The sequence below is a fragment of the Reyranella soli genome, assembly GCF_007992495.1.
In the GTDB taxonomy this organism is placed as follows: Bacteria; Pseudomonadota; Alphaproteobacteria; order Reyranellales; family Reyranellaceae; genus Reyranella; species Reyranella soli.
Genome location: NZ_BKAJ01000069.1, coordinates 34,602 through 59,754, shown reverse-complemented (window position 1 = coordinate 59,754; position 25,153 = coordinate 34,602). Strand labels below are relative to the sequence as shown.

The following is a 25,153-nucleotide window of genomic DNA, read 5'->3' as shown; positions in this document are numbered from 1 at the left end:
CGCATTGGCGGGCATGCATCATTGCGCACTCCGCGCGAATCTATCCCGGCGACGGCAACGAAGCTGTCGCTTTCCTCGCCTGCGGCCGTCGTGACGGCGAGCGCAAGCTCCGTCTCACGGTCCAGGACGTCTTCTACGTGCCGCATGACGCTTGTACCGTTCGAACGCCCGATCAGGTGACGTGGCCAACCGATGCCATAGCGCCGCTGCTGGACCGCGCGGCCGCGCTCGGTCTCACCCTCATCAAGGTGCACAGCCATCCCGGCGGATACAGCAGGTTCTCCGCGCTCGATGACGCCGCCGACGCCAAGCTTTTTCCGCTCGTCCACGGCTGGGTCGAGGCCGACGTGCCGCATGGGAGTGCAATCATGTTGCCGTGCGGCCGCATGTTCGGCCGGATTTATGACAGCGATGACACGGTCAGGCCCATCGAACTGATTTCGGTCGCGGGCGACGACTTGCACTTCTGGTTTGCGGACGAGGCCGGCGACAGCGTTCCCGCCTTCGTGGCCTCCCACGCTCAGGCCTTCGATGTCGGCACGATCCGGCGCCTGCAGCGCCTTACCGCCGGCGCCGTCGGTGCGTCCGGCACCGGATCGCCGACCGTCGAGCAGCTCGCCCGACTCGGCGCCGGCGAAATCGTCTCGGTCGACGATGATCGTATGGAGGCGCGGAACGTCAACCGCGTTATCAACTCGACCATGGAGGACGTGCGCCAGGCGCGCTTCAAGGTCGATGTGCTCGCCGACGCCGTCGAGCGTATGGGGCTCGGAACGAAGGTCAGGCGCTTCACGCGCAGCCTTTGGGACCTCGAGGTTGTCCGCGCGATCGCCGAGTGTGATGTCCTCTTCGGCTGCATGGATACCGTTGACGGCCGCTTCCTGCTCAACACCATCGCGACCTACTACAACATCCCATACTTCGACATCGGCGTGCGCCTGGATGCCGTGCCCGACGGACCGCGCAAGGGAAAGATTCGCGAGGTCTGCGGCACGATCAACTACATCCAACCGGGGCGATCGAGCCTCATGAGCCGCGGGCTCTTCACGATGCAGGAGATCGCCGCCGCCGGCCTCAGGCGCAAGGATCCCGCCGCGCACGCGCGGCAGGTAAAGGACGGTTACATCAAAGGTGTGCAGGGCCACCGGCCCGCCGTGATCAGCGTCAACATGCTCGGATCGTCCTTGGCCGCAAACGAGTTCCTGGCCCGGCTTCATCCGTTTCGCGAGGAGCCAAACGGCGACTTCGCTGCCGTCACCTTCAGCCTCTCGAGTATGGAGATCATCACCGATCCTGAGAGCGACCCTTGTCCGATCCTCAAGAAGTGCGTCGGACGTGGCGACGTCGAACCGCTCGTCGGCTTGATGGACTTCGCTCGCAGGAGCGCCGCATGAACTGGATTGTCCGACTCTTCGCGTCGCTGCTCGACACCTGCCGCACCAAGACAAAGCGAGTCTGGGCGGCCATCCAGCCGTCCATCCAAATCGAGCCGGTGAGCGAGGCGCTGCCCCGCCACCTCGGCCGCCGCAAGCTCTACGTGGTCAGCGAGGATGGTTACGATGAGCAGGCCGCGATGATCTGCCCGTGCGGTTGCAAGCAGGTTCTCCACATGAACCTCCTCACCGACGAGCGACCCTGCTGGACAGTTCGCCAGGAAGAGGACGGTACGCCCACGCTCCATCCGTCGGTGTGGCGCAAGAAGGGATGCGGTTCGCACTTCTGGCTGAGGCGAGGACGAGTCATCTGGTGCTGATGTCCGACAACCTTCCCTCCCGAGCTTTGGCTTCTAAAACCGAGCTGTGATAAGTGTGGCAATATGCAGAAGATCAACGCAGAGCTGCACCTCACCGCGTCGGATTTGGTCGGCCACCTCAATTGCCGCTACCTAACTATGCTCGATCGGCGTGTCGCGGACGGCCTTGCTACGCGACCTGTGATCTGGGACCCGCTTCTCGACATTCTGTCTGAGCGAGGCAAACGCCATGAGGCGGAATACGTCAAACGCCTTGAGGGGCAGGGACTGCCGATCGTTACCATTGACGGAATTACGGTCGACCAGTTCGCGGTCGACGCGACCATTGCTGCTATGGCCGCTGGCGCCCAGGTCATCGTTCAGGGCGCACTTCAGTATGGCCGATGGAGTGGCCGGACCGACATCTTGCGCCGGAAGGAGACACCGAGCGCATTTGGTCCGTGGTCCTACGAAGTCACCGACACCAAGCTCGCTCGCGAAACCAAGGGAGGTTCAGTCCTACAGCTGTGCCTCTACTCCGCTCTAGTTGAGCATGCACAAGGCCAAGCCCCGGAATATGCATACATCGTCACGCCGGAGCTTGCCGAGCCCGAGCCCTACAGGATCGCCGACTATGCGGCCTACTATCGCCACGTACGAGCCAGTCTTGAGAGCTCAGTCGCTGCCGTCCCTTCTCCAGACACCTACCCCGAGCCCAATCCTCACTGTGACATTTGCCGCTGGCGTAACCACTGCGACAGCAAGAGGCGGGCGGACGATCACCTTTCCCTCGTAGCGGGCATATCGAAGGCACAGATCTACGAGCTGACCGCCAGAGGTGTCAGCTCAACGACTTCACTCGCAACTATACCACTTCCTTTGACCTGGAAGCCGGAACGGGGCGCGATCGAGACCTACACCAAGGTTCGCGAACAAGCTCGGGTTCAGGTGCAGGCCCGGACGGCGACTGCGCCTGTCTACGAACTCTTGCCGGTCGTTCCAGCGTTCGGCTTATCGCGCCTACCGCAGCCGTCGGAAGGTGACATATTCCTCGACTTCGAAGGCGACCCGTTCGTCGACAAGGGCGGCCTCGAGTTTCTCTTCGGGTACGCCTACGCCAAGGACGGCCCTCTCACCTACACCGCCGACTGGGCCATCACGCGCGCGGCCGAGAAGGCGGCATTCGAGCGCTTCGTTGATTTCGTCATGAAGCGTCTTGAGACCTTTCCGGACCTTCACATCTACCACTTTGCGCCATACGAGCCTGCGGCACTCAAGCGGCTCATGGGGCGCTATGCGACTCGGGAGAACGAAATCGACCACATGCTCAGGGCCGAGCTGTTCGTCGATCTGTACGCCGTGGTGCGACACGCTATCCGCGCCGGCGTCGAAAGCTATTCCATCAAGAAGCTCGAACCACTGTTCGGCTTCAAGAGAGCCCAGGCCCTTGATGAATCCGGCACAGCGCTCATCAAGGTCCAAGCCTGCCTTGAGCTCGGTGACATTGACAGTATCCTCGCCCAGGACAAGGACATCGTCCAAGCCTACAACCGCGAGGACTGCCTTGCGGCAGCCGAACTGCGGCAATGGCTGGAACAACTGCGCAATCAGCAGATCACCAACGGCTACCAGATCCCCCGCCCCATTCCAAAGCCTGGCGAAGCCAACGAAGAAATCGCCGAGTGGCAGCGGCGCATTGCACCCATCATCGAACGCCTGACGCGCAATGTACCGGTCGACCCGAAGGATCGCACGACAGCCCAACACGCCCGATGGATTCTGGCCTATATCCTCGACTGGCATCGGCGCGAGCAAAAAGCCACCTGGTGGGAGCATTTTCGACTGAGAGACCTATCCGCAGACGACCTGCTTGACGAACGAGCTGCCGTATCCGGGCTCTCGTTCCAAGCCGTTGTTCCCGCTGCGGGACGCACACCGGTACATCGCTATGCCTTCTTGCCCCAAGACACCGACATCCGGCCCGACGCCAAGCTCCGCAGCGCTGGCGGCCAGCACTTCGGCTCCGTCGTCGACATCGACCAAGAAGCCCGCACGGTCGACATCAAGAAGCGCAAGGACACCGCAGAAGTCCACCCACCCGCCGTTTACGCTCACGAAGTCATTGGCACTGACGTGTTGGCGGAGTCGCTCTTCCGTCTCGCCGAACATGTCGCGATCAACGGTATTGAAGGCGATGGGCCGCACAGAGCGGCCCGCGATCTCCTCATGATGATCGCGCCTCGCATTGGTAATGACGAGCTCAGGAAACCCGGAGAAACTGCGGCTGAGGCAGCTACTCGATTAGCCACGTTGCTCGATCGAGCCGTCCTGCCACTCCAGGGCCCACCCGGAGCGGGCAAGACATACACAGGTGCCCGCATGGTCTGCGCTCTTGCGCGGGCCAGTATGAGCGTAGGCGTCACGGCTAATAGCCATAAGGTCATCCGAAACCTGCTGGACGAAGTTGCCAAGGCAGCGAAGGAGACCAACACACCTGTACGTTCTCTCCAGCGCGTTAGGGAGAAGACAGACAACATCGCAAGCATCGACTTCACGCTCAAGAACGACGAAGTGCTGACGAAGATCGGTGGCACCTACCCCGTGGCGGGCGGCACCGCTTGGCTTTGGGCACTTCCGGAAGCCTTCGAGGCCGTCGATGTGCTCTTCATCGATGAAGCTGCGCAGATGTCACTCGCCAATGTCCTGGCCGTATCGCAGGCCGCAAAGAGCTTGGTCTTGCTCGGCGACCCGCGCCAGCTCGAGCAACCCATGCAGGGTAGCCATCCGGAGGGCACCGACGTCTCGGCTCTCGACCACATCCTCGGGGAGCACGCGACCATTCCGCCAGATAGGGGGCTCTTCCTCGAAGAAACCTGGCGACTGCACCCCGACATTTGCACGTTCACATCGGAGCTTTACTACGACAGCCGCCTGCACTCGCGGCAGGGGCTTGAGCATCAGACCATTCGGTCAACCGGGCTACTTTATGGGACCGGTCTTCGCTACATTCCTGTTCAGCACAAGGGCAACCAGAGCTCATCAGTAGAGGAAGCCGAAGTCGTCAAAGGCTTGGTCGCCTCGATTCTGTCAGCCAAATCGACTTGGGTAAACCGCGAAGGGACGGAAGCACCCATCACGATCAACGACATCCTGATCATCGCCCCCTACAACGCCCAAGTTTTCGAGCTTCAACGTCGAATCCCCGCCGGCCGCATCGGAACAGTCGACAAGTTCCAGGGGCAGGAAGCGCCTATTGTCATCTACTCCATGACGACGTCCAGTCACGCCGACGCACCTCGCGGCATGGAGTTTCTCTACAGTGCCAATCGGCTCAATGTGGCGACATCTCGTGCGCGGTGTCTGTGCATACTCGTCGGATCGCCAAGCGTGTTCGAGGCCGAGACGAGAACACCACGACAAATGCTCCTCGCAAACGGCTTCTGCCGATACCTTGAACTGGCGAAAACGCTACCGCCCCCAGGCGCTACGATGAGCAAATCTGGGACGTGACTGACGATAAGCCGGTCCACTGGCTTAAGAGGGTCAGTACGCCCAATTGCCTCGCGCTCCGGCGGGAAGGTCGTGCGCCGGCGTCACACTACCCGTTGACGCGCCTTGAACCAGGCGATCTCGACATCGGCGCGTGCCTTGTCCCGTCGAATGGCAATCTCGGCGGCAGCCTTGTCGCGCATGATCTCGATCTCGGCCTGTGCCACCAGCAACGTTGCATCAACCGGTGATGATGGCGGGCCCGCGGCGCCTGTCCTGGCTGCCGCCTCCGGCGATTGGAAGAACAGTCCGGATGTCCGATAGCCAAGTGTCGCGGTGAGCTTCTGCGCGGCATTCGCGATGTTGGCGACCGTCACGAACGGTCCGTTGGCGCCACCCTGCAGGGCGATCAGCTTTTCCTGCAGGCTGCCAACCAGGGCAAGATGGCCCAACGCCTGCTCGCGGTTGCCTATGCCCACGACGTCGACCGACAGGTCCATGTCATCGGGCCACTGGCTGGGATCGCAGCTGACGAACGCGCCGCCCTCCCCCGGCCAATAGTGCAGCGGTCCCGCCGCCGCGCGCTTGATGGCGCGATAGATCAGACGATAGAGCCGCTTGATCGCGGTCTCGGCGAAGACGCGGGCAATCAGGTCCTGTCGCTGCTGGCTTGCCGACATTATGCGGTTGAGCCCGCCCAACGTTTTATTGAGGCTGTCGGCATCGAGGCCCTGGTTGTAGCGGCTGACGCCGGTGCGATTCTCGCGCACCGTCGCCAGATGCTCCAGCGCCGTCAGCGCGCCGTCGGTGACGTTGGGCACCTGCAGCCAGGCGACGTGGTTGTCGCCCGGCCGGGCGCCGGCGCGCAGGCGGATGGGCGAACCCGGTGTCCAGTCAATCAGACTGTCGATGTTGACGTGGTCGCTGATGACCGGCCGTGGCCGGTTCACGAGGTAGAGGTTGTCGAGCAGGCCGCGGGTGATGACCGAGCCGATCAGCTGGAGGTCCTGCGTCTGGTCGAACAGCGAGCGGCCGACGAGGCTGTGGGGCATCAGGATTGGCGTGGCCAGCGCGATCGCGGCCGGTCCCTCCCAGGGCATGCGTTCGATGATGCGGCCGCCGTTCGTGCCGCCATGGGCGTAGACGACCCGCTCCAGCTCGGACTTGCCGTCGCCGTCGGTATCGGCGCGGATGTAGGCCACGACCAGCCACAGCGGGCGCTCGCTGTCGGGCCGGCCGTTTGCGTCCTGGCCGCTGCGCGGCTCGCCGTCCACCAGGCCCTCGTTGCGCTGCGCTTCCTCGGTCGAGGGCGGGCGGTCGGCGTTCAGGTCGTCGATTTCCCCAGGGTTCAGCCCGAGCTTGACCAGGTCGGAGGCCGTGACCCGCTTGATGAAGCCAAGGAACGAGGCCTTGTCCTCGGTGCGCGCGCCCGGGCTGAAGCGGATGTCCTCCGGGGCGATGTTCTCGATGGCGACACGCTGCCGGCGATGCGTCAGCGTGATCGTGCCGGACAGGCGCTGCTCGCCGGGCGCCGCCGGCGGCTGCGACGGTCCGGCGTCGAGGGCGGCCAGGAAGGACATCGGCGCCGGCCGCCCTTGTGCGAACTCCGGCTCGAGGTCGAGGGTCACCGTCGCGCCCTGCTGCTCAGCGGCGGCCATGACGAGATCGATGGCGTCCTGCGGGAGGCCCTGCACCGGCAGGGTACGTGTCTCGTCGACCTCCTCGAGGTCGACGGTGACGCCGCTCAGCCGGTACATCAGGGCGTCCTTCAACAGGCCGGAGATGATGCGAAAGCCGTCGTTCTCGCGCATCAGGACGTGCGGGACGTAGGCGCTCGCCTCCTCGGCCCACTTCTCCTGTCCCGGCGCGCCGGGCGTGAAGCGGACGAGATCGTCGGCGGCGGTGAAGACGCGCATCAGGCCGGGCATCAGGGATTCGATGACGTCGGCGAACTCCGAGGTGACGACCTGCGAGGCGCCCTCCTGCTCGTCGCCGTAGGGCTGGCGGTCGTAGTAGGCCAGCGCCTGGCGGCGCAGGGCGGCGAGGGTGCCGTCCTGGAACCCAGCGGCGGCCTGCTCCTCCTTGCGCAGGAGGGCGAGGAGATCCTCGTCGGAAAGGGCAGGCTTGGGACGAGGCACGGATCAGCGCGGGTTGCGGCGGCGGAACTCGGCGATCAGCTCTTCGAGCTTGGTGTTGGTGACGGCCGCCTCGACCCGGATGCCGGTCACCTCCTTGCGGACGTCGCGCATGTCGGACTGGATGCCATTCAGGAACCAGCCGACAGCGATCACGATGGCACCGAGCAGGCCGCCGACGACCCATTTGAAGGTGTCCATGGGGACGGTCTTGCTGGAGGTGGCTTCGGCCCCGACTTTGGCGCCTGCTGCCTGCTCCTGGCGCAGGAGGGCCAGGAGGTCACTGTCGGCCAATCGCTGAGGTCCGTGGGTTACGCTGCTGTCGTGGGGCACTGCCGATCCTCCAATGGGAGTCGGCAGGGATAGGCCACAATTTCCTGCGGGGAAGTCAATGCTTGAAACTCTGCCCAGCCACCGCTCCCACTTGTTCTGCCGCCAACCATCGGGGTTGACTCAAGCGCCTACTTATGCGTGTATTGTGCTATAAGTCCTCAATCTATTTCTCTACGCGTTCATTAAGGTGCTTGAAGTCACAGAGCGGACGTCAGGTGATCGAGCGAATAGTTGCAGCTCAGGTTTCCTTCGCCGGCGGATAAGACGCGACCACTCTCAGTGCATATGGGATAATAGGGTTCATCGTCGTAGGTGCTTCGTCTGGGTCTGATCTCGCGGGGAGGTGGACATGGATCATGGAAGCATTTGGATCCTCGCGGGTTCCACGATCGCACTCCTGGGCGTTTTCTTGATCGAGTTCTGGGTGAAGCCGCGTCGTTCAGAATCACCCGCGACGAGAAGCATCGGCATGCGCGTGTCGGTCCTCATTGCCGTTGCGCTGGGCCTGGCAGTCTTGGTCGCCCTTGCCGTTTTAGTCCGATCTTCTTTGCCTTCGGCGATAGAACCAAAAGGCGTTTCCGAAACGACATCCTGGGGCATGGTAGTCGTTATGTACGTTGCAATGGTTGCCGGCATCGTCGCCCAATCATACTATTTTGGAGATGGTGCACAGGTCCGATGGTCGTGGCTCAAGCCTGCTCTTGCTTCGCCAATTATCTTCATCCCCCTCATCTCATCGTACCAGACATCCTTGTCAACCTGACGAACGTCGGCCTACCTGAATTGATGATCCTGCTCGTCTCGTTTCAGAACGGCTTCTTCTGGAAGGTGATTTTCGACAAGCAAGCCGAACTCCTAGGACAGCGAAATCCAAAATAGGAGGCGGAAATGCATTTGCGCTACTGGTTTGCTCTCTGCCTTCTCGTTCTGGCTGCAGGTAGCGCCGACGCGCGCGAGCTAGCCTATGTTCGGCAGCAAGACACTGCAGATGCGGTCCGACAAGCCGTGTCGCAAGTCTTCGGCAGCACGTTCAACAAGAGCTATGCTGTTGTCATTGGCGTTGGCAACTATCGGAAGGATCCGCGACTCCCTTCCCTTTCGGCGCCTGCATCTGATGCTGTGCGCATGCATAACTTTTTGAAAGATGAGGCGGGCTTCGACTACATCGTGACACTTACAGATGAGCACGCGTCCAAAAGTCGTATTGAAGAGCTTATGGATAAGGTTTTGCCCAGTATGGTAGGGCCGAGTGACCGATTCCTCTTCTACTTCTCTGGCCATGGACTGACGCGGCCGTTGGCGGATGGTCAGAAGAGAGGCTACTTGGCCTTGGCCGACGCTACGAGGGATAGCTGGAATTTGATGATAGACATGCCGCGGCTTCGGCAGTGGACAGAAAACTTCTTTAGTGCACGGCACAGCCTGTTTCTCATTGATGCATGCTTTAGCGGGCTTGCGGCATTCGAGCCGAAGTCGGAGGTGGAAAGGAAAACACTGAGTCGACTGCGGCAGCCCGCACACCATCTTCTGACTGCAGGCACGGAGGGTGAACAAAGCTTTATCGTTAATGGCGAGAGCTTATTTACTCAGGCGTTTCTCTCGGCCGCACGTGGCAATAGCGCTTATAGCACTGGAGATCTCTATGTGTCTCTTAGTGAGGTGTTGGTCCAGATAAACAAGGCTCTGGATCGAAAGCGCGCTGAAGTAAGAGATGAGATAAAGATGACGCCGCGCATCTACTACTCCCGGATTGGAAACAACAGCGGCGAGTTCTTCTTCATCACAACATCGACAGCGATGCGGCCGACTCAAGAGTCGGACAACAGAACCTCTCCAAGCCCTCAAGCCACACCGAAAGGCGACGCCCCACCTTCAGCGCCACCTGTGCCGCCTGCGTCCCCAGCGCCTGTACCATTGGTGTCTCCAGCGCCCACACCGCACGTTTCTCCATCACCCGCGCCGCCAGCTCAAACCCAGCAATCGGCCGCTCTGAATGCTCGATACATCCCAGAACCCTGTGGGAGCATTAAAGACAGGCAAACAAATCTGGAGTGGTATGTTGGGCCCGACGACAATCTGAGCTGGTCAGACGCGTCGTCATGGGTCCGAAACTTGCAGAGTTGCGGTGGCAATTGGTCTTTGCCCACGAGTCAGCAAGTAGCAACGCTGTTCGACCCGGCCAAGACAGCCGGCACAGGGTACTTCACAGCGGGCAAGAACTTTCCGGCCCACATCGATCCCATCTTCTCCAAGATTGGAGCCGGTTCTTGGATTTGGTTAAGGGGCGGACGCACTGGAGGCAAATCCCCAGCCTACAACTTGAATCAAAATCTCTCGGTCCAGTTTTCCTCGGATGGATCCGAGTTTCCTGCTCGTGCCTTCGGCGTGAGGGAAATCGGCACCCGATAGCTCGAAGCGTGCTAATGGCTTACTCAATCAGGCATCATACTACCCATCGCTTGAGCTTCGCGAGCTTCTCCTCCAAACGCCGCTCGGCGGCCCAGTCGCGGCGGATCGCCGGATAGGCGAAGGTAAGGGCGAGTGCGTCGCCATCATCCGGCGACGCCAGGCCGCGGCGGCGCATGTCCTGCTTGCGCTCCAACAGCAGTGCATTGCCGGCGTCGTAGCCGTATTCGACGCCGGTCATGTCGGCCACGAGATCGCGATCGTCGGGCAGGCAGCCGGCGACGCACCAGTCCTTCATGAAGCCCCACATCTCGGCGCGCTTGTTGGCGTAGCGGGCCGTGGCGCCCTCGCGATCGGGCTTGCCGCCGAAATCGACACCGACCAGGTTCGGACAGCCGAGCTGTAGCAGGCGGTCGTGGACGCCCCATCCGATGCCGGTGCCGTCGAGGAAGACGGCGTCGGGCGCGTGCTCCTGCACCAGTTCCATGACGCGGCCGGCGATCAGCATCAGGTCGGCGATGCGGAACTTCACGGCCGGGATCGAGCGTGCATCCAGGCCGCGGCGGAAGCGGATGACGCTCTGGTCGCCGCTGAGGCTGCGGGCGACGTCGATGCCCATGACCAGGGGTGCCGCGGGATCCTCGACCAGCTCGCGCTTCAAGGCCTGGTCGACCCGCTCGGAGTCGATGAACTGCATGCTGCCGGCGCGCGGGAACTGCCCGCGCACGCGCACCCGCACAAAGTCGGATTCCTCGCCGTAATCCTTCACCCACTCCGCAATCTGCGTCTTGTTGGTGATCGAGACCGAGCGCGAATCGACCTGCTCGGCCTTCCAGCGATGGGCGAAGCGGCCGCCGGCGAAGCATTCGCGGAAGCGGCCGGTGTTGCGCGTCGGGTTGCCGAAGACGGCCCACAGCAGCTCGGTATCGGCGTCGGTCAGCGCGCCCTCGATGGTCTCCCACACGGCGTCGGGGATGGCCGACGCCTCGTCGAGCAGCACGAAGGCGCGGCGGCCCTTGTTGTGCAGGCCGGCAATAGCCTCGGTGTTGTTCTCCGACCAGGTGACGGCATCGACGCGCCAGGTCTTGTCGCGGCCGGGCTGGACGGAATGGAGCGAGGTGGCGGTGTAGGTGAACCAGTCACGGACAAGGCAGAGGCCATGCCACTTGGCGAGCTCGGGCCAGGTCTTGGTGCGGAGCTGACCCTCGGTGTTGGCCGAGACGACGCCGCGCGTACCAGGCCGCGTCGACAGCGCCCAGAGGATGATCCACGAGACCAGGGCCGACTTGCCGACGCCGTGACCGGAGGCGATCGCCGAGCGCACGGCCTCGCCGCGCGCCTGCACGCCCTCGCCCAGGCTCACAAGCACCCGGGCCTGCCACGGTTCCGGTCCGGTCTCGGTCGCGAGCGCACCGGGCATGCCCCAGGGGAAGGCGAACATGACGAAGCCCAGCGGATCGAAGCGCAGGGCCCCGATCTCGCGGTGCAGGCGGCGGTCGGCCTCAGTCGCGCTTGGCATTGGCCAGGCGCTCACCGGCGGCGTCGAGCAACGCCAGCAACTCGTCGGAGGCGTGATGCTCGACCTCGATCTTGTCGCGCCACAGGTCGCGCCGGCGGTTGCGCAGCCAGAACATGCAAGCGGCAGTGTCGGGCGCGTAGTGCTGGGTGTACTTCACTTCCTGCGGCCCGTCCGGCGTCTGGAAGTAGCGCGAGGCCTCGCGCTCGTAGCCGATGGCGCGCGCGTAGAGCTTCTCGGCAACGTCGGCGTCGGCGACCGTGCGGCCCTGGCTTACGGCCTCCTTGAATTCGGGGAAGTCGCGCAGCCAGTTGCTGATGGTGGCGACGCTGACCTCGAAAAGCTCAGCCAGGTTCTCGTTGGTGGCGCCGAGAATGCAGAACTTGCGGGCAAGGTTGCAGAAGTCGGGTTTGAAGCTGGATGCGGGGCCGCGCTTGCCCATGGTGCCGATCTCCTCGAAGTGAGTGTCGGCAAGGACAGGCCACAAAATCCGGTGGGAGAGTCAAGCCTTCGTCGTCAACGACGATGAAGGACCATTGGCGCATCAACCGCCCTGCCAGGGCCTCAGGCGTCGCAGGGGGGATGTCCAGTCATTACGGCCAGGCGCGCCGAGGCCAAGCGCTGCACGGCGGTCACTCACCGTCTTCGGCTTGAACCGCATGCCGGTCCGCGCGGCAATGAGGTCGGCGATCTCGGCGTTGGTACAGCGGTCTGCACATTCGACCAGTATACTGGCACACTCGGTATCCCAGAGCGGTCTGCGGAAAGCCGATTGCAGATCCTGCATGCCATCCGAGAGCCTGAAACACGGCAGGGCGTGCGGTGTGGTGGGGGCAACGAGCAGCGATGGATAGGGCGATGTCGACATGATGATAACTTGACGTGACCATGGTATTCAGTCAATATCTTAGTTATGCACTGGAAATGACAGCAGTGCAGTCACGCCGACGAGGTTTTCCATGACGACATTAGGCGAGCGGGTAAAGACGGAGCGCCGGGCCAAGGGGTGGTCGCAGGCGGAGCTGGCGCAGCGGGTGACCAAGGCGGGCTACCAGATCACGCAAGGCGGCATCGCGCAGATCGAACGCCGCGGCGAGACCGAGCCGAAATCGATCGTCCAGCTTGCGCAGGCGCTCGGTGTGTCGGTGACCTGGCTGCAGAGCACCCACGGAGAGAAGACTGCCGGCGTCACCGTAGACAATCTGCAGCTCAGCATGTTGCCATCCGGAGGGCGCGCGGGAACGCGGCCGGCGGCCATCCCAGAGCCGCGGCAGCAACTGCAGGTTTTTGCCTCCGCCCAGGGCGGGGACGAAGGCGCGATGACGCTCAGCAACGAGCCCGTAGCATGGTTGCCGCGCGATGCCCGCCTGGAGGGGATCGACGAGGCCTATGCGTGCTTTGTCTCCGGAGACTCGATGGAGCCCGCCTACGAGAAGGGGAACATCCTCCTGGTCAACCCGAAGGCGGCGGTCAACCCGGGCGACGACGGCGTATTCATGCGCGAGGACAAGAGCGGCACGCGCTATGTGCTGGTCAAGCGGCTGGTCCGTCGAAACGAGTCGAGTTGGACGGTGAAGCAGTACAATCCACCGAAGACGTTCACCCTGTCGCGCAAGGAGTGGCGCAAGGCGCACCTGGTGATCGGCAAGTACAATCGGGCGAGCTGAGGACGCGGGGCCTCTCCCGAAATTCCTTTGGCGACAACGCCCCAGCTCGGTCGTCAAGCTCCAAAAGGCAGCTCCGGATGGCGCCGTAGTGCTCTTGCCTGAGGAGGCGAAGGCAACTTAGCCCGAACCGGGTGTCGGTTGCTCTTCACCTTCCAGGCCTTTCACTAAATGAGCCGTTTTCAGCATTTGTTGAAAACAGGACGGACAGTGAAACTTCGCAATAGATTTCACCAATTCCGCCTATTTCAGCATTCGCTGAAATCACGCCTCCCAGTGGAAATAGCATCAATTGCTGCCTGAATGGGCGGAGAGCGCCCAGCTTCCGGCGCGCGCGTCTCGATCTCCGCCCACCGCCGGGCGAACGGACTGTGCGTCGACGTCATCGGAGGGCCTCGCTGGGCTGGGGCAGCTTGCCGAACACGTCGGGCAGGCGGTCGGACCGACCCGGCCGCGCCGCAAGCACTGAGCGATATGCGATAGTGTCTTGCCGATGCGCCTCGCCAAGGCGGACTGCCCGCTGGCCCGGGTCACGGCCTTCAAGAGAGGTCCATGGCCGGGAATTTATCCACCAATGTTATATTTTATTGAAACCTCAGTTATCAATAACTGCGCTAGCATTGCCGTCATGACGACACTTGGCGAACGGGTCAAAACTGAGCGCAAGGCCAAGGGCTGGTCCCAGGCCGAGCTGGCGCGGCGCGTAACACGCGCCGGCTATTCCATCACACAAGGCGGCATCGCGCAGATCGAACGACGCGGCGACACCGAGCCGAAGTCGATCGTGCAGCTCGCGCAGGCGCTGCAGCTGTCAGTCAACTGGCTGCAGTCGAACCGTGGCGACAAGACGGTTGGTGTGTCGCTGGCCGGCGATGACGACGATCTGTCGCTCGCCGAAGGCGGCAAGCGCGGCCGCCGCGCCGGTGCAGCGGCAGCGAGCGCCGCAGCGCGAGCAGCGAGCGGACGCCCGCCGCTACAGGTATTCGCCTCTGCGCAGGGCGGCAGCGAGGGCGCCATGCTCCTGTCAAGCGAGCCGGTGTCGTGGATCCCGCGCGATCCACGTCTCGAAGGCATACAGGAGGCCTATGGCTGCTTCGTGTCCGGCGATTCGATGGAGCCGGCCTACGAGCGTGGCAACCTGCTGTTGGTCAATCCGTCGAGTGACGTCTCGCCGGGCGACGATTGCGTCTTCCTGCGCGAGACCGCCGACGGCTCGCGCTACGTGCTGATCAAGCGGCTGGTCCGGCGTAACGAGGCGAGCTGGACGGTCAAACAGTACAATCCGGCCAAGACCTACACCTTGTCGCGCCGTGAATGGCAGAAGGCGCACCTGGTGATCGGCAAGTACAACCGCGCAAGCTGACCTGGGGATAACCCGGCCCTCTTGACAAAAATAACCATAGTTATCATATCGTGGCTCCCGGAGCAGGAGCCGCCATGTCCTCTGATGAAGCCCTCGCCAGCCGTGCCAGGCGCCTGTCGGCCTGGCAGGTCGATTGCGCCGCCCTCCTGGGACAGGCCGACGCCTTCGTCGTCGTCTCGTGGTGGCAGGAGACAAGCAGCGACGGCCGTGCCGGCGACTACGAGTACGAGCACCGGCCGACCTTGAACGATGCCCTCGATACCTATCGGGAGTACGAAGACGGCGAGTTCCGCCGGGCACGTGCCGTCGGCATTTTCGCGGTCAAGGATGGCCTGCCGATCGGCGGCCGGCTCGAGGCCACGCAGATCATGCGCTTGATGCGTGAGACGCGGCGGGCGACGTAGCACCGGATCCCGCCTCGGCGCGCCGTGTGGGGCGATGGTCCTCAGCGGCGAGCCTGTAATCGGGGCTGCCACGCGCCGCGAGGCTGGAGGGCGTTCCCGATGCCTATGGCCGCTTCGTGTCCGGTGAATCACGCAAGGAGTGGAGCAAGACCCACCTGGTGAACGGCAAGTTCAACCGGGCGAGCTGAGCAGCAAAATCAGAGCCACCGGCTTACCAGCCACCTTCCGCGGATCTGCTCGAAGACGACCGATTGCTTCGGTCGGTAGCGGCCCTCGCGCCAGGCGGCCTCGTAAACGTAGATCCGGCAAGCAAATGGGGCGGCGGTTTCGTTGCCGCAGGTTCGGTCTATCACGCGATCGGGCAGACGATTGTTGCTGGCCTCTATGACCTGTTGCTCGGTCATTCCCGGTCTCAAAAGGCCGGGCACCCTTGCGGATTGTGAGGGCTGGCTGCACGCCGCCAACGCAAGACAAAGTATGAAGACGCGCTCTATCACCGATTGCTCCCAATTGGCCGTCGGCAACGCGAGAGCAATAGACTTGTTCAATGCGGCTTCAGGCCGACTATCCATCTGAGACGTCGAGAAGCACCCCGCACGCCCGAGCTTTCAGGCGCGCGGTCTCGTCTTGCTGCACACCATGCTTGAAAGCCTGCAGTCACTGGCGAGTCCGAGCCTGAACTGAAGCTTGTCTTCAATGTCAGTGTGGATTTGACGAACTGGTACGTCCTTCAATGATCACAGACGCACTAGTCGTGATGGTCTCGCTGTCAGCGTAGGCCGCAGTGTCGATGGAGCATAACTTCTGCGCGAGATCGGTGACGGCCGCGCCAATACGATTTCCCGGAATGACAAAAATCAAGGTTCCTCTGTTCGAATGGCCGGATGCTCGTTGGGCGGATAATGAGGGGGCATCCCATGATCACACGGGTATGGCTCACTGCGAGCCTATGTACATCCGCGTTGCTTTGCGTCCCATTTCCATCGAGCGCCCAAACGGTGTTGCCAAAGGAAGGCAACATCGCTGTGACGATCGTCGCTCAGGTTACGCTCAAGAAGGTGGCCATGGGTGAAGAGCATGTTCAGTACGTCTATGAAGGCAAGAACGGCCTGGTGGCTGACAAGCCGGACGGCTTCGGAGATCGTGTTGCGGGTCGCTGTGTCGGAAGTCTGCGCCTCATCAAGGGAAAGCTCGATACCGAACTGGGGACCTGCGAGTTTTCTGATTTGGCGGGCGACAAATTCTATACGAGTTACACATCGTCGCCCGAAGGCGACACGCTCAAGGAAACACAAACGCTGATCGGGTGGCACCGGGAAGTATGTCGGCATCTCGGGCGCAATGGGCGGTGTCCGCCAGATCCATCGCCCACGGGCAGAAGACGACATTGCCGCCAGCCTGAAATGGACCGGCACCTACAAGCTGCCCTGATACTCGCGGGACGGCCCTTCCCATTCGACTGCATGACTGACTGACATTCACACAAGCGGTGAGACGCCTTCTGCATCGTATTGCACCTGGCTCGCTCAGAACCAACAAAGGGAGAGATACCATGACTGTTACGGTAGTAACTCGCTGGACGACGCCAGATGCGGCGGCCTCAACAGCAATCGCAAAGCGCTCAAAAGCGCTGTGGATGAAGAACGGTGCGCTGGACGTCCGACTCAACCAGATCTTTACCGGTCCCGACACTGGCAATTGGCTCTTTATCGTCGTTTTTGCCGACATGGCAGCCTATGCAAAATCGTTCTCCACTGTGAGTGGCAGCCCGGACCTGCAGGCTCTCTTGGCGGAAAACGCAAAAGTCGGTGCGGTCATGCATGAGCGTATGCTCCTCGTCGGCGCTGACATCTAACGTCCGGCAGGTCACACTCGGAGGAACTACATGATCGCGAAAATCATCCTCGGATTGTTGGCCGCCCTTACGGTGGCGGGCGCCGCTTCGGCGCAGACCGTGCAGCTGGTCACGGAAGAGATGATGGTGAAGGCCGCCGACCCCGGCATCGACCTCTTTGTGCGCAACAAGCGACCGGCGTCGATGACTGCGTTTCGCCCTGAACGGACGGTGTTGTTCGTGCATGGTGCGACCTATCCCGCCCACACCACGTTCGATATGAGGCTCGATGGCCAATCGTGGATGGAATTCATCGCCGCACGCGGCTACGACGTCTACCTCCTCGACATTCGCGGTTATGGCAAGTCGACACGGCCGAAGGAGATGTCGGAGGAGGCTCAAAAGAATCCTCCCATCGTGCGCGGCGAGACTGCGGTGAAGGACATCGGCTCGGTCGTCGATTTCATCCTCGCGCGCCGCAACATCGCGCGCCTCAACCTGCTCGCCCATTCGTGGGGCTCGACGTTGATGGCGACCTACACCACGCAGAACGCGACAAAGGTCGAGCGGCTTGCGCTCTACGCGCCGCCCTGGATTCGTCAGACTGCCTCGCTTGTCCAGGCCGGGCCCGGGCCGCTCGGTGCATACCGGACCGTCCGCCGGGAGCAGGCGCTCGAGCGGTGGATGACCGGCGTGCCCGAGACCAAGAAGGCAAGCCTCATCCCCGCCGGCTGGTTCGACGCCTGGGCTGACGCGGTGTTCGCGAGCGACCCGGACGGCGCAACGATGACCCCGCCGGTCCTGCGCGCGCCCAACGGCGTGGTGCAGGATGGCCTGGAGTTCTTCGGTGCCGGCAAGCCCTACTACGATCCGGCGAAGATCACGGTGCCGACTCTGCTTGTCCTCGCCGAATGGGATCGCGATACGCCGACCTACATGGCGCAGACGCTGTTTCCCCTGTTGGTAAACGCCCCCGGGAAGCGCATGGTCACACTCGCGGAGGGCACGCATTCCATCATGATGGAAAGGAACCGCTTGGAGCTGTTCCGGGCAGTCCAGGCCTTTTTCGACGAGGCAAACGGCTCGTAGGTTGCAACGAGCGATCAGCGAACGGCTGCCCCGGCAGCGAAAACCCGGTGCCAGCTTCTATCGGCCCGGTCGCGCCGCGGGTCAGAGTCGTGCCCTATCAAAGTTCAAACCGCGGATGGCCTGCCGATCGGCGGCCGGCTCGAGGCCACGCAAATCATGCGCTTGATGCGTGAGACGCGACGGGCGACGTAGCACCGGATCCCGCCTCGGCGCGCCGTGTGGGGAATGCCACAGAATCCGCGCGTGACCCTGCCTAAAGTACAGCGTTGCACGATCTGAGGGGGCCACGATGGACCGGGGCGAGCATCAGAATTCGCGGGCGACTGTCGCATTCTCGAGGATGTATTGGCCAACGCCGGATTACGTGCTGGCCGCCAAGCGCGCCCGCGGCAAGGCGTTGCGCGGCATGATCCTGGCGCTCCTCGGATCGGCAAGAGCCCTCATAGCGAACCAGCCGTCTCTTGAGACGGCAGTCACTGTCCCGATCCGGTCCGCTTCGAAGCGTTGACGGACGAGAACATCAGGCCACGGAGCTCACGATGGATACGCTGCTGGGAGTCTTGGCATTCACGGCGTTCATTCTCGCGCAAGTCGCGGCCGTCGTTGCGATTCATGCCGGGAAAGAGCGCCGCCAACCAGACGCGTTCGATGCGACGCGCCTGGACCCGCGCGCCCGCGCCGTTTGGGACAGCGGCGGCTGACGATGCCGCGCGCGAGCGGGGTGCGTGGCGTTGCGGCCTGCCTGGTGTTGCTGGCCTCAATTCCCGCGGTATCGCTCGCGCAAGACGGCAGGGTGTTCGTCGAATGCGTCGATACCGCTCACCCGCAAGACACACTCTCCGTCGTCCTCGACTTCGACCGGCAATCCGTTGCCGGCGCGTTCCCGATCAACTGGGCCTGGTTCACCGGGACCTTCGTGCTGTTCCAGTACAGCACGCTGATCAACGGCCATCAGCATACGATGCAGTCCTACATCCTCGATCGAGCGACGCGGTCGATGGAAATCTGCGACTTTGCCGCCGGCCAGGAACAGGCCTGCAGCCGTCGCCCGTGCGCGTTCGGCCCCAGGGACACGGACGGCGGCGGGACCGCAACGCTGCCGTCCGCCGCCCGCGCCGACAGGTGATCGGCAGGAGACACTACGAAAAGGGTGGCGATGACTAACCGAACACCAGATGCAGTAGGCCGAATCTTATCGACAGGATTTTTTCATAAAACCACAACGTTGACGCGTTTGTATGGCGTTTAGGTTGTCATGAGCACCTTGACCACGGGCCCCAGCACCCTTGCCTCGCTGGCCGACCGCTGCCTCGTCGAAGCGCCATCGCGGGCGCTCGACGTCGAGATCTACTGCGCCCTTCACGGAATCGAAGACGGCAACGATCTCGCGAGCCCCGCCCTCGCCGAAGCGCGCGCCAAGGGTGAGATGCTGATCGTCGAACCGGGACTGTGGGGTTGGGTGGAAGTCCCGCCGTTCACCGGAGTGCTCAAGTACGCCAAGTCGCTGCTGCCCGACGGCGTCTACACGATCTCGTCCGACCCGCGAATCGTCTGCGCCGCGGCGTTGCGGGCGCTCGCGCTCACCGACGCGCCGCCCCTGCCCTATCTCAGCCTGCGCAGCGAGCAGTGGGGCTGAGGCGCAAGGCCTCGCCATCGCAAAGGACGCTCCCCTGGAACGATCGCCGCGCCGGGCAATCGAACCATGAGACGACACCTCCACACCTTGGTCGGCCTGGTGTCAGTGCTGATGACGCTGTGGTTCGCCACCGACGCCGCCCTGGCCTGCGCCTGCTGCACCAACCGGGGCGGCCGCTACGTCGCGGTCGAGACGCTGAGCCCCCACCGGCTCGACATGATGGAGCAGATGACCTTCGCCGACGAAGCCTTCGTCGCCCAGGGCGCGGCCGACCATCCAATCGACCTCAAGGATTTCGGCCCCACCCTTCAGCTCGCGGTCAGGCGCACGAAGACGGAGATCGTGTTCGCCTTCCGCGACGAGGCCGATCGCACCAGTGACGTCGCGTTCGCCGTGCCCGACACGATCTCGATCTTCGAGGTCGATCCGCGCGGGCCGGAACCCGATGCCGGGCTCGGTCCCGCCTTCTACAAGGAATGGCAGCTCAGCGGCGCTGCGACGGCCACCGGCGTGCTGCGGCCGCTGATCGAGGGTGGCGATCCAAAGGTGACGCTGATCGTGCATGGCCGCGGCCGCGGCTGCACCGAGGCATCCGAGTTCACCGAGTGGACGCTGATGATCGACGGACCGGCCGGCAGGCTCACCCTCTACGGCGCGCTGACGTCGGCCGCACGATAGCCGAGCGGAACCGGCGACCGAACGGTCAGCTGGCGCCGAAGGCCGCTGGCCGGGCCGCCAACCGCCGCGTCTCGGCGAGCTCGCGCCCTTCGGGCAAGTCGACGGTCAGCCAGGCGTAGGCCAACTCGGCATCGCGAAAGATCTTCAGCGGCCGGTCGGCGTCGACGACGCTCTCGAAGAGCCGGAATCGGTCGTAGAGCTCGTCGGAACCGGCGATGACGGCGACGCTGCCCATCGGCCTCATGCTCTCGTGCGCACGGATGCGAGCACCGAGAGCCGCCATGTCGTCGCTGCTCAAAGCGAGGCGGCTCTGCGTCATGTCCAGCACCTTGCGGTAGGACAAGGTGGCCGCCGCCTCCAGCCCGTCGAGATAATCCTCGAAGTCCGTCCTGCCCAGCTCACCCGTGGCCTTGGCGGACACGAGCCGCGCGGCGTGATTTACGCCCCATACGATCGGCATCATTCCCCTCCCCACACCAGATGCCGGAGCCGTTAGCAGAACTGGCGCGGAAGTCGCGTGGCATTTTGGTGACCGTGACTCGACGCTCAGGGATAAAGCGGCACCCGGGCCCGCATGGTCGTGTCGGCCCAGACGAGGGCGAGCGGCAGCGTCGGGCATATCGCGGCCAGCGGCACGCGGCCGCCTCCGATGTCGATTGGTGCGGCATCGAAAGCGTCCGTCACGCCGTGGGGAACATCGTCCAGAAGGGCAACGATATCGCGCCAGCCATCGGGCACCAGGCGCAGCTCATCCGCCAACAGCGGCAGGCGCAGCGCCAACCGCGGCGCCACGACCAGGGCCCAGGATTCCGGCCGGCGGCGGACGAAGGCGATCATGGCATCGGCCAGCGGCCCTTCCAGCGGGACCGGCCGATAGTCGCCGTCCTCGAACAGCGGCGAGAGGCGCCGGCGAAGCGCCAGGACGCGCGCAACCAGGCCCTGCTTGATCGCGCCGTCGCGCCAGTGCGCGGCCAGCGCCGGCAGCGGTTCGGCGGGCGGGCCCGCGATGCGCCGCTGCCAATCGACCGGCCGGCGGTTGTCGGGGTCGACCAGGCTCAGGTCCCAGAGCTCGGTGCCCTGGTAGAGATCGGGCACGCCCGGCACGGTCATGCGCAGCAGGCATTGCGCCAGGCCGTTGAGCGCGCCAGCCGGTGCGATGCGACGCACCAGGCTGGCGATGCGCTGCAGCAGGTCGGGCAATGCAGCCTCGGCCACCAGCGCCAAGGTGAAGTCGTGTGCCGCCGCTTCGTAGCCCTCGTCGATCGCCGCCCAGTCGCTGGCAAGCTTGGCCTCGCGCAACGCCTTCTGCTGCCAGGCGACCAGGCGCTCGGCAAAGGCGTGGCGCCCCGCACGGTCGCCGGCGTCGAGATCGAAGGGCCAGGCGCCGACGATCGTCTGCAGCAGCATGGCGACGTCGCCAGAGGAAGGAGCGCCGTCTCGTGTGAGCGGCCGGCTGGCCTCGACCCAGTTGCGCTGCAGGGCGGCCCATTCCGTCGCCATGCCGCTCAGCACGGCGAGCCGCGCGCGCACATCCTCGCCGCGCTTGTGGTCGTGGGTGGCGGTGGCCAGCAGGGCGCGCGGCCAGTCGGTGCGGCGGCGCTGCATGCGACGGTGGAAGGCGTCCGCATCGAGCGCGAAGGTCGCGGGATCGAAGCCGACATCGTTGCGCGACAGCAGGCGGCCATAGCGATAGAAGCCGGTGTCCTCGACCGCCTTGGCGGCGATCGGCGCGCTGAGCTGCTGGAAGCGCGCCACGGCGCTTTGGCGGTCGCGCTCGGAAAAGCGCGCGAGCAGCGGATCGATCGCCCAGCGGTCGGTCGCAAGACAGGTGCGGCGCGCGCCGGCGGCGGCGCGGTCGAGCACGGCGCGATCGGCTGCCGAGAGCACGCCATCGCGGCCATAGGTGCGATAGACTGGGAAATGCGCCAGCAGCTCGCCCAGGACGCGGCGCAGCAGCGGGCGCGCCAGCTCGCCACCGGAGAAGGCGGCGGCGCAGGCGTCGAGCTGGGCGCCGAAGCTCCGCGCCAGGACCTCGCGGCGGGCCGGCTCCTCCTCGGCGGCGAAGTCGGCCGGCCGGCCACTCAATAAGGACCAGGCTTCGGCCAGCACGCGCTCGCCGGCCGGGTCGTGCTGCAAGGCGCTGACCTCATCCATGAAGTCGTAGCCGGTCGTGCCGTCGCAGCCCCATTCGGCGGGCAGGGACTCGCCGGCCAACAGGATCTTCTCGACCACGAGATACGCCCCGGGCCGCAGCCGCGCGCGCAAGGTGCGACAGTAGGCAGCGGGATCGGTCAGGCCGTCGACATGGTCGACGCGCAGGCCGTCGACGATGCCCTCGGCATGCAGGCGGAGCGGCAGGGCATGGACGGCCTCGAAGGCCGCCGGCTCCTCCATGCGCAGGCAGACCAGCTCGTTGATGTCGAAGAAGCGCCGCCAGTTGATGCGATCGCCGGCGCTGCGCCACCAGGCCAGGCGCCAGTGCTGGCGCTCCAGGCCGCCGTCGACGGCGGGGAGCCGGTGCGAGAAATAGACGAAGGCGTCGCCGTCTCGGGTGAGCTCACCCGCGGCCAGCACCTCGTCGAGCGGGCGACCGAGGATCGGCAGCAGGACCTTGTCGTCGGCCTCCCAGTCGATGTCGAACCAGCGGGCGAAGCGGCTGGCGCGGCCATGGCGCAGAACGTCGGCCCACCAGGCGTTGGCCGTGTCGGCCGCCATGTGGTTGGGCACGATGTCGACGATCAGGTCCATGCCCTTCGCTGCCAGTGCCGCCGAGAGCGCGCGCAGGCCCGGCTCGCCCCCCAGCTCGGGATTGACGCGGGTGGGATCGATCACGTCGTAGCCATGCTGCGAGCCCGGCCGCGCGGTGGCGATGGGCGAGGCATAGAGGTGGCTGATGCCCAGCCGTGCGAAGTACGGCACCAGGGCCTCGGCATCGGCGAAGGTGAAGCCGCGATGGAATTGCAGGCGCAGCGTGGCGCCCGGACTCGAAGATGAGGGTGTCATCGCCGGTGGCCGCGGATGAGATCGACGCGGGCGCGCACGGCAGGCGCCTCGAACAGCTCGCGCGCCGGCGGTTCCAGGCGACGACGCCAGTTGGGATGCTCATCGATCGTTCCCGGCAGGTTGGGCTGATCGACCAGGCCCAGCAGATCTTCCAACGGCGCCAGCATCAGCGGCGAGCGTGCCTGGGCGACGTAGCCCAGCGCCGCATCGACGGCGTGCGCCGGCTGGTCGGCAGGCGGCATCCCGCCGTCGAGGCCGGCGTTGGCAAAAGCGCGCCACAGGCGCGTGCGGTCCTGGGCGCGCGCCTGGTCCTCGCCGGGCGCGCCGAGGCCGAGCGCGCGGCGGGTGCGGATGTCCTCGCCGCTCCACCAGCCGGCCACGGTCGGCAGGTCGTGGGTGGTGGTCATGGCGACCGCGTCGGCGCGCCAGAGCGACGGCTTCTTGAAGTTGAGACGCGTGCGCTCGAACCACAGCACGTCCATGCCGGCGATGCCGGCGCGGCGCAGGCGGCTGCGGAAGCCCGGCGGCACGGTGCCGAGATCCTCGCCGATCACCACCGCTCGATGGCGGTGCGATTCCAGCGCCAGCAGGTTCAGCAGATCCTCCAGGGGATAGGCGAGATAGGCGCCCTCGCTCGCCGGCTGGCCGCGCGGGATCAGCCAGAGCCGCATCAGCCCCATGATGTGATCGATGCGCACGCCGCCGGCATGGGCGAGCGCCGCGCGCAGGGTGGCGAGGAAGGGATCGAAGCCCGTGGCCACCAGGGCGCCGGGCGAAAAGCCGGTCAGGCCCCAGTCCTGGCCGTGCGGATTGAAGGCATCGGGCGGGGCGCCGATCGACAGGCCCATCAGCAGGTCGGACTGACGCGCCCAGGCATGGCTGCCGGCGCGGTCCATGCCGATCGCGAGGTCGCTCAAAAGGCCGATGCGCATGCCGGCGGCCTTGGCCGCCTGCTGCGCGGCGGCAAAGGAGCGCGCCGTGATCCATTGCAGGAAGAGCTGGTAGCGCTCCGAGCCGCTCACCGGTCCAGTGGCGGCCTGCTCGGCTTCGAACCGGGCATGCTGCAGCAGGGCCTCGCCGCCTTCGGCGACGAACAGCTCGAACTCGCGCAGCAGCGGCGTGTCGACCTGGTCGAATTCGTCGAACAGGGCGCGCAGGCGGGCGAACTTGGCCGCGCCGGCGGCCGCCCAGTCGATCAGCGTTGCACGCTCCAGCGACTCGTCGGCGGCGACGACCCCGGCATCGAAGGTCGCCGCCGGATCGGCATAGAGCGGATTGAGGAACAGCCGGCTCGACGGCGAGTAGGGCCCGCACCGCCCCGGATCGTGCGGGAACAGGCTGTGCACGGGGCTGAGCGCCACGGCGTCGGCGCCATGCCTGGCCGCCGCCTCGGCAAGGTCGCGCACGGCGCCGACATCGCCGATGCCGCCATCGCCGGCGCGGCGCAGGCTGTAGACCTGCGCGGCCACGCCCCACATCCGCTCGCCCCCGCCGATGTCCTGCAAGGTGACGCAGCGCGGCGGCGCCACGGCGAGGATGATCTCGCGCCCGGCGAAGCGCAGGCGGTGATAGCCCGGTTGCGCGATGCCCGGCAGCGTGCCGGCGCGGATGGTGACGGCCTTCACCCCGCCGTCCTCCAGCGCCAACTCCGCCGCATGGTCGGCATCGATGCCGGGGATCGCGATCGGCCGGCCGATGCGCGCCGTGAGCAGCGGCGGCGTCGACGGTGCGTCGACGCCGTCCAGCGCCTCGAGCAGGCGGCGCAAAGCCTCGGTCCTGACGCGCTGCGGGCGGCCCATGGCATCGGTCCAGTCGACGGCAATGCCGACGGCGCGGGCGTGGGCCAGGACCGCTTCCTCGTTCATCCCAAA

At 64.6% G+C, this 25,153-nt stretch carries 24 protein-coding genes; 15 read left to right on the top strand and 9 right to left on the bottom strand.

The window, feature by feature from the left end; translation table 11 throughout:
• Window positions 1-17: 17 nt before the first annotated feature.
• From RSO01_RS19400 to RSO01_RS19390, 3 genes are all read left to right on the top strand, one after another.
• Window positions 18-1,394: a ThiF family adenylyltransferase gene (locus RSO01_RS19400; protein ID WP_308933092.1), complete on the top strand. Its 1,377-nt coding sequence runs from the start codon at window positions 18-20 to the stop codon at window positions 1,392-1,394.
• Window positions 1,391-1,753: a ubiquitination-like system serine protease family protein gene (locus tag RSO01_RS19395; protein ID WP_147150932.1), complete on the top strand. Its 363-nt coding sequence runs from the start codon at window positions 1,391-1,393 to the stop codon at window positions 1,751-1,753. Before RSO01_RS19400 ends, RSO01_RS19395 begins: the two co-directional genes overlap by 4 nt.
• Window positions 1,754-1,816: 63 nt before the next feature.
• Entirely contained in the window at window positions 1,817-5,242 is a 3,426-nt protein-coding gene (locus RSO01_RS19390) for a TM0106 family RecB-like putative nuclease (RefSeq protein WP_147150930.1), read from the top strand.
• Between the two features lie 83 nt (window positions 5,243-5,325).
• On the opposite strand, the gene RSO01_RS19385 is transcribed toward RSO01_RS19390, so the two are convergent.
• Window positions 5,326-7,359 (bottom strand): portal protein, encoded by a 2,034-nt coding sequence (locus RSO01_RS19385; protein ID WP_147150928.1) that lies wholly within the window; start codon window positions 7,357-7,359, stop codon window positions 5,326-5,328.
• 3 nt (window positions 7,360-7,362) lie between these two features.
• The gene (locus tag RSO01_RS19380) at window positions 7,363-7,650 is read right to left on the bottom strand and encodes a hypothetical protein (RefSeq protein WP_170303198.1); all 288 of its coding nucleotides are present in this window, start codon (window positions 7,648-7,650) and stop codon (window positions 7,363-7,365) included.
• Window positions 7,651-8,038: 388 nt separating this feature from the next.
• Here RSO01_RS19380 and RSO01_RS19375 point away from each other — a divergent pair, with 388 nt between their 5' ends.
• Together RSO01_RS19375 and RSO01_RS19370 are read left to right on the top strand one after the other, a co-directional pair.
• Complete coding sequence (locus RSO01_RS19375; protein ID WP_147150924.1) at window positions 8,039-8,452, top strand: hypothetical protein; 414 nt, start codon at window positions 8,039-8,041, stop codon at window positions 8,450-8,452.
• Between the two features lie 125 nt (window positions 8,453-8,577).
• Window positions 8,578-10,098 carry a caspase family protein gene (locus RSO01_RS19370; RefSeq protein WP_147150923.1) on the top strand — a complete coding sequence of 507 codons (1,521 nt, stop codon included), beginning with the start codon at window positions 8,578-8,580 and terminating at the stop codon, window positions 10,096-10,098.
• 34 nt (window positions 10,099-10,132) lie between these two features.
• Here the strand turns inward: RSO01_RS19370 and RSO01_RS19365 are convergent, their stop codons facing one another.
• The 3 genes from RSO01_RS19365 to RSO01_RS47380 all read right to left on the bottom strand — a co-directional run bounded on the left by RSO01_RS19365 (window position 10,133) and on the right by RSO01_RS47380 (window position 12,479).
• Entirely contained in the window at window positions 10,133-11,614 is a 1,482-nt protein-coding gene (locus RSO01_RS19365; RefSeq protein ID WP_147150921.1) for a terminase, read from the bottom strand.
• The gene (locus tag RSO01_RS19360) at window positions 11,598-12,053 is read right to left on the bottom strand and encodes a helix-turn-helix domain-containing protein (protein ID WP_147150919.1); all 456 of its coding nucleotides are present in this window, start codon (window positions 12,051-12,053) and stop codon (window positions 11,598-11,600) included. The genes RSO01_RS19365 and RSO01_RS19360 overlap by 17 nt, the downstream gene beginning before the upstream one ends.
• 102 nt (window positions 12,054-12,155) lie before the next feature.
• Window positions 12,156-12,479, bottom strand: a complete 324-nt coding sequence (locus tag RSO01_RS47380; protein ID WP_170303197.1) for a hypothetical protein — start codon at window positions 12,477-12,479, stop codon at window positions 12,156-12,158.
• A 91-nt stretch (window positions 12,480-12,570) separates the two neighbouring features.
• Here RSO01_RS47380 and RSO01_RS19355 point away from each other — a divergent pair, with 91 nt between their 5' ends.
• The 3 genes from RSO01_RS19355 to RSO01_RS19345 all read left to right on the top strand — a co-directional run bounded on the left by RSO01_RS19355 (window position 12,571) and on the right by RSO01_RS19345 (window position 15,042).
• Window positions 12,571-13,278: an XRE family transcriptional regulator gene (locus RSO01_RS19355; protein ID WP_147150917.1), complete on the top strand. Its 708-nt coding sequence runs from the start codon at window positions 12,571-12,573 to the stop codon at window positions 13,276-13,278.
• 490 nt (window positions 13,279-13,768) lie between these two features.
• Window positions 13,769-14,638 (top strand): XRE family transcriptional regulator, encoded by an 870-nt coding sequence (locus RSO01_RS19350; protein ID WP_147150915.1) that lies wholly within the window; start codon window positions 13,769-13,771, stop codon window positions 14,636-14,638.
• A 74-nt stretch (window positions 14,639-14,712) separates the two neighbouring features.
• A complete protein-coding gene (locus RSO01_RS19345) occupies window positions 14,713-15,042 on the top strand; it encodes a hypothetical protein (protein WP_147150913.1) in 330 nt (109 codons plus the stop codon).
• A 197-nt stretch (window positions 15,043-15,239) separates the two neighbouring features.
• Here the strand turns inward: RSO01_RS19345 and RSO01_RS19340 are convergent, their stop codons facing one another.
• Window positions 15,240-15,446: a hypothetical protein gene (locus RSO01_RS19340; protein WP_147150911.1), complete on the bottom strand. Its 207-nt coding sequence runs from the start codon at window positions 15,444-15,446 to the stop codon at window positions 15,240-15,242.
• A gap of 594 nt (window positions 15,447-16,040) precedes the next feature.
• Here RSO01_RS19340 and RSO01_RS19335 point away from each other — a divergent pair.
• The 7 genes from RSO01_RS19335 (at window position 16,041) to RSO01_RS19310 (ending at window position 20,279) form a co-directional block, all read left to right on the top strand.
• Window positions 16,041-16,517: a hypothetical protein gene (locus RSO01_RS19335; RefSeq protein WP_170303196.1), complete on the top strand. Its 477-nt coding sequence runs from the start codon at window positions 16,041-16,043 to the stop codon at window positions 16,515-16,517.
• A 77-nt stretch (window positions 16,518-16,594) separates the two neighbouring features.
• Window positions 16,595-16,897, top strand: a complete 303-nt coding sequence (locus RSO01_RS19330) for a DUF6854 domain-containing protein (RefSeq protein WP_147150907.1) — start codon at window positions 16,595-16,597, stop codon at window positions 16,895-16,897.
• 72 nt (window positions 16,898-16,969) lie between these two features.
• A complete protein-coding gene (locus RSO01_RS19325) occupies window positions 16,970-17,965 on the top strand; it encodes an alpha/beta hydrolase (protein WP_246158575.1) in 996 nt (331 codons plus the stop codon).
• 539 nt (window positions 17,966-18,504) lie between these two features.
• Window positions 18,505-18,666 carry a hypothetical protein gene (locus tag RSO01_RS47375; protein WP_170303195.1) on the top strand — a complete coding sequence of 54 codons (162 nt, stop codon included), beginning with the start codon at window positions 18,505-18,507 and terminating at the stop codon, window positions 18,664-18,666.
• Between the two features lie 2 nt (window positions 18,667-18,668).
• The gene (locus RSO01_RS19320; protein WP_147150903.1) at window positions 18,669-19,091 is read left to right on the top strand and encodes a hypothetical protein; all 423 of its coding nucleotides are present in this window, start codon (window positions 18,669-18,671) and stop codon (window positions 19,089-19,091) included.
• Between the two features lie 129 nt (window positions 19,092-19,220).
• On the top strand, window positions 19,221-19,601 hold the full coding sequence (locus RSO01_RS19315; protein WP_147150901.1) for a hypothetical protein: 381 nt from the start codon (window positions 19,221-19,223) through the stop codon (window positions 19,599-19,601).
• 66 nt (window positions 19,602-19,667) lie between these two features.
• Window positions 19,668-20,279, top strand: coding sequence for a hypothetical protein (locus tag RSO01_RS19310; RefSeq protein ID WP_147150899.1), 612 nt, complete (start codon window positions 19,668-19,670; stop codon window positions 20,277-20,279).
• Window positions 20,280-20,304: 25 nt separating this feature from the next.
• Here the strand turns inward: RSO01_RS19310 and RSO01_RS19305 are convergent, their stop codons facing one another.
• The 3 genes from RSO01_RS19305 to malQ all read right to left on the bottom strand — a co-directional run bounded on the left by RSO01_RS19305 (window position 20,305) and on the right by malQ (window position 25,147).
• Window positions 20,305-20,739: a hypothetical protein gene (locus RSO01_RS19305; RefSeq protein ID WP_170303194.1), complete on the bottom strand. Its 435-nt coding sequence runs from the start codon at window positions 20,737-20,739 to the stop codon at window positions 20,305-20,307.
• Window positions 20,740-20,825: 86 nt separating this feature from the next.
• Window positions 20,826-23,282 carry a malto-oligosyltrehalose synthase gene (gene treY, locus RSO01_RS19300; RefSeq protein ID WP_147150895.1) on the bottom strand — a complete coding sequence of 819 codons (2,457 nt, stop codon included), beginning with the start codon at window positions 23,280-23,282 and terminating at the stop codon, window positions 20,826-20,828.
• Window positions 23,279-25,147, bottom strand: coding sequence for a 4-alpha-glucanotransferase (gene malQ, locus RSO01_RS19295; protein WP_147150893.1), 1,869 nt, complete (start codon window positions 25,145-25,147; stop codon window positions 23,279-23,281). The genes treY and malQ overlap by 4 nt, the downstream gene beginning before the upstream one ends.
• Between the last annotated feature and the right edge of the window lie 6 nt (window positions 25,148-25,153).

Bases quoted from the DNA above. Each gene is read 5' to 3' on its own strand.
- RSO01_RS19360 (WP_147150919.1), bottom strand. From the start codon at position 12,053: ATGGGCAAGCGCGGCCCCGCATCCAGCTTCAAACCCGACTTCTGCAAC.
- malQ (WP_147150893.1), bottom strand. From the start codon at position 25,147: ATGAACGAGGAAGCGGTCCTGGCCCACGCCCGCGCCGTCGGCATTGCC.
- RSO01_RS19365 (WP_147150921.1), bottom strand. From the start codon at position 11,614: ATGCCAAGCGCGACTGAGGCCGACCGCCGCCTGCACCGCGAGATCGGG.
- RSO01_RS19370 (WP_147150923.1), top strand. From the start codon at position 8,578: ATGCATTTGCGCTACTGGTTTGCTCTCTGCCTTCTCGTTCTGGCTGCA.
- RSO01_RS47380 (WP_170303197.1), bottom strand. From the start codon at position 12,479: ATGTCGACATCGCCCTATCCATCGCTGCTCGTTGCCCCCACCACACCG.
- RSO01_RS19355 (WP_147150917.1), top strand. From the start codon at position 12,571: ATGACGACATTAGGCGAGCGGGTAAAGACGGAGCGCCGGGCCAAGGGG.
- treY (WP_147150895.1), bottom strand. From the start codon at position 23,282: ATGACACCCTCATCTTCGAGTCCGGGCGCCACGCTGCGCCTGCAATTC.
- RSO01_RS19375 (WP_147150924.1), top strand. From the start codon at position 8,039: ATGGATCATGGAAGCATTTGGATCCTCGCGGGTTCCACGATCGCACTC.
- RSO01_RS19305 (WP_170303194.1), bottom strand. From the start codon at position 20,739: ATGCCGATCGTATGGGGCGTAAATCACGCCGCGCGGCTCGTGTCCGCC.
- RSO01_RS19345 (WP_147150913.1), top strand. From the start codon at position 14,713: ATGTCCTCTGATGAAGCCCTCGCCAGCCGTGCCAGGCGCCTGTCGGCC.
- RSO01_RS47375 (WP_170303195.1), top strand. From the start codon at position 18,505: ATGGATACGCTGCTGGGAGTCTTGGCATTCACGGCGTTCATTCTCGCG.
- RSO01_RS19320 (WP_147150903.1), top strand. From the start codon at position 18,669: ATGCCGCGCGCGAGCGGGGTGCGTGGCGTTGCGGCCTGCCTGGTGTTG.
- RSO01_RS19395 (WP_147150932.1), top strand. From the start codon at position 1,391: ATGAACTGGATTGTCCGACTCTTCGCGTCGCTGCTCGACACCTGCCGC.
- RSO01_RS19330 (WP_147150907.1), top strand. From the start codon at position 16,595: ATGACTGTTACGGTAGTAACTCGCTGGACGACGCCAGATGCGGCGGCC.
- RSO01_RS19390 (WP_147150930.1), top strand. From the start codon at position 1,817: ATGCAGAAGATCAACGCAGAGCTGCACCTCACCGCGTCGGATTTGGTC.
- RSO01_RS19350 (WP_147150915.1), top strand. From the start codon at position 13,769: ATGCGCCTCGCCAAGGCGGACTGCCCGCTGGCCCGGGTCACGGCCTTC.
- RSO01_RS19340 (WP_147150911.1), bottom strand. From the start codon at position 15,446: ATGACCGAGCAACAGGTCATAGAGGCCAGCAACAATCGTCTGCCCGAT.
- RSO01_RS19310 (WP_147150899.1), top strand. From the start codon at position 19,668: ATGAGACGACACCTCCACACCTTGGTCGGCCTGGTGTCAGTGCTGATG.
- RSO01_RS19315 (WP_147150901.1), top strand. From the start codon at position 19,221: ATGAGCACCTTGACCACGGGCCCCAGCACCCTTGCCTCGCTGGCCGAC.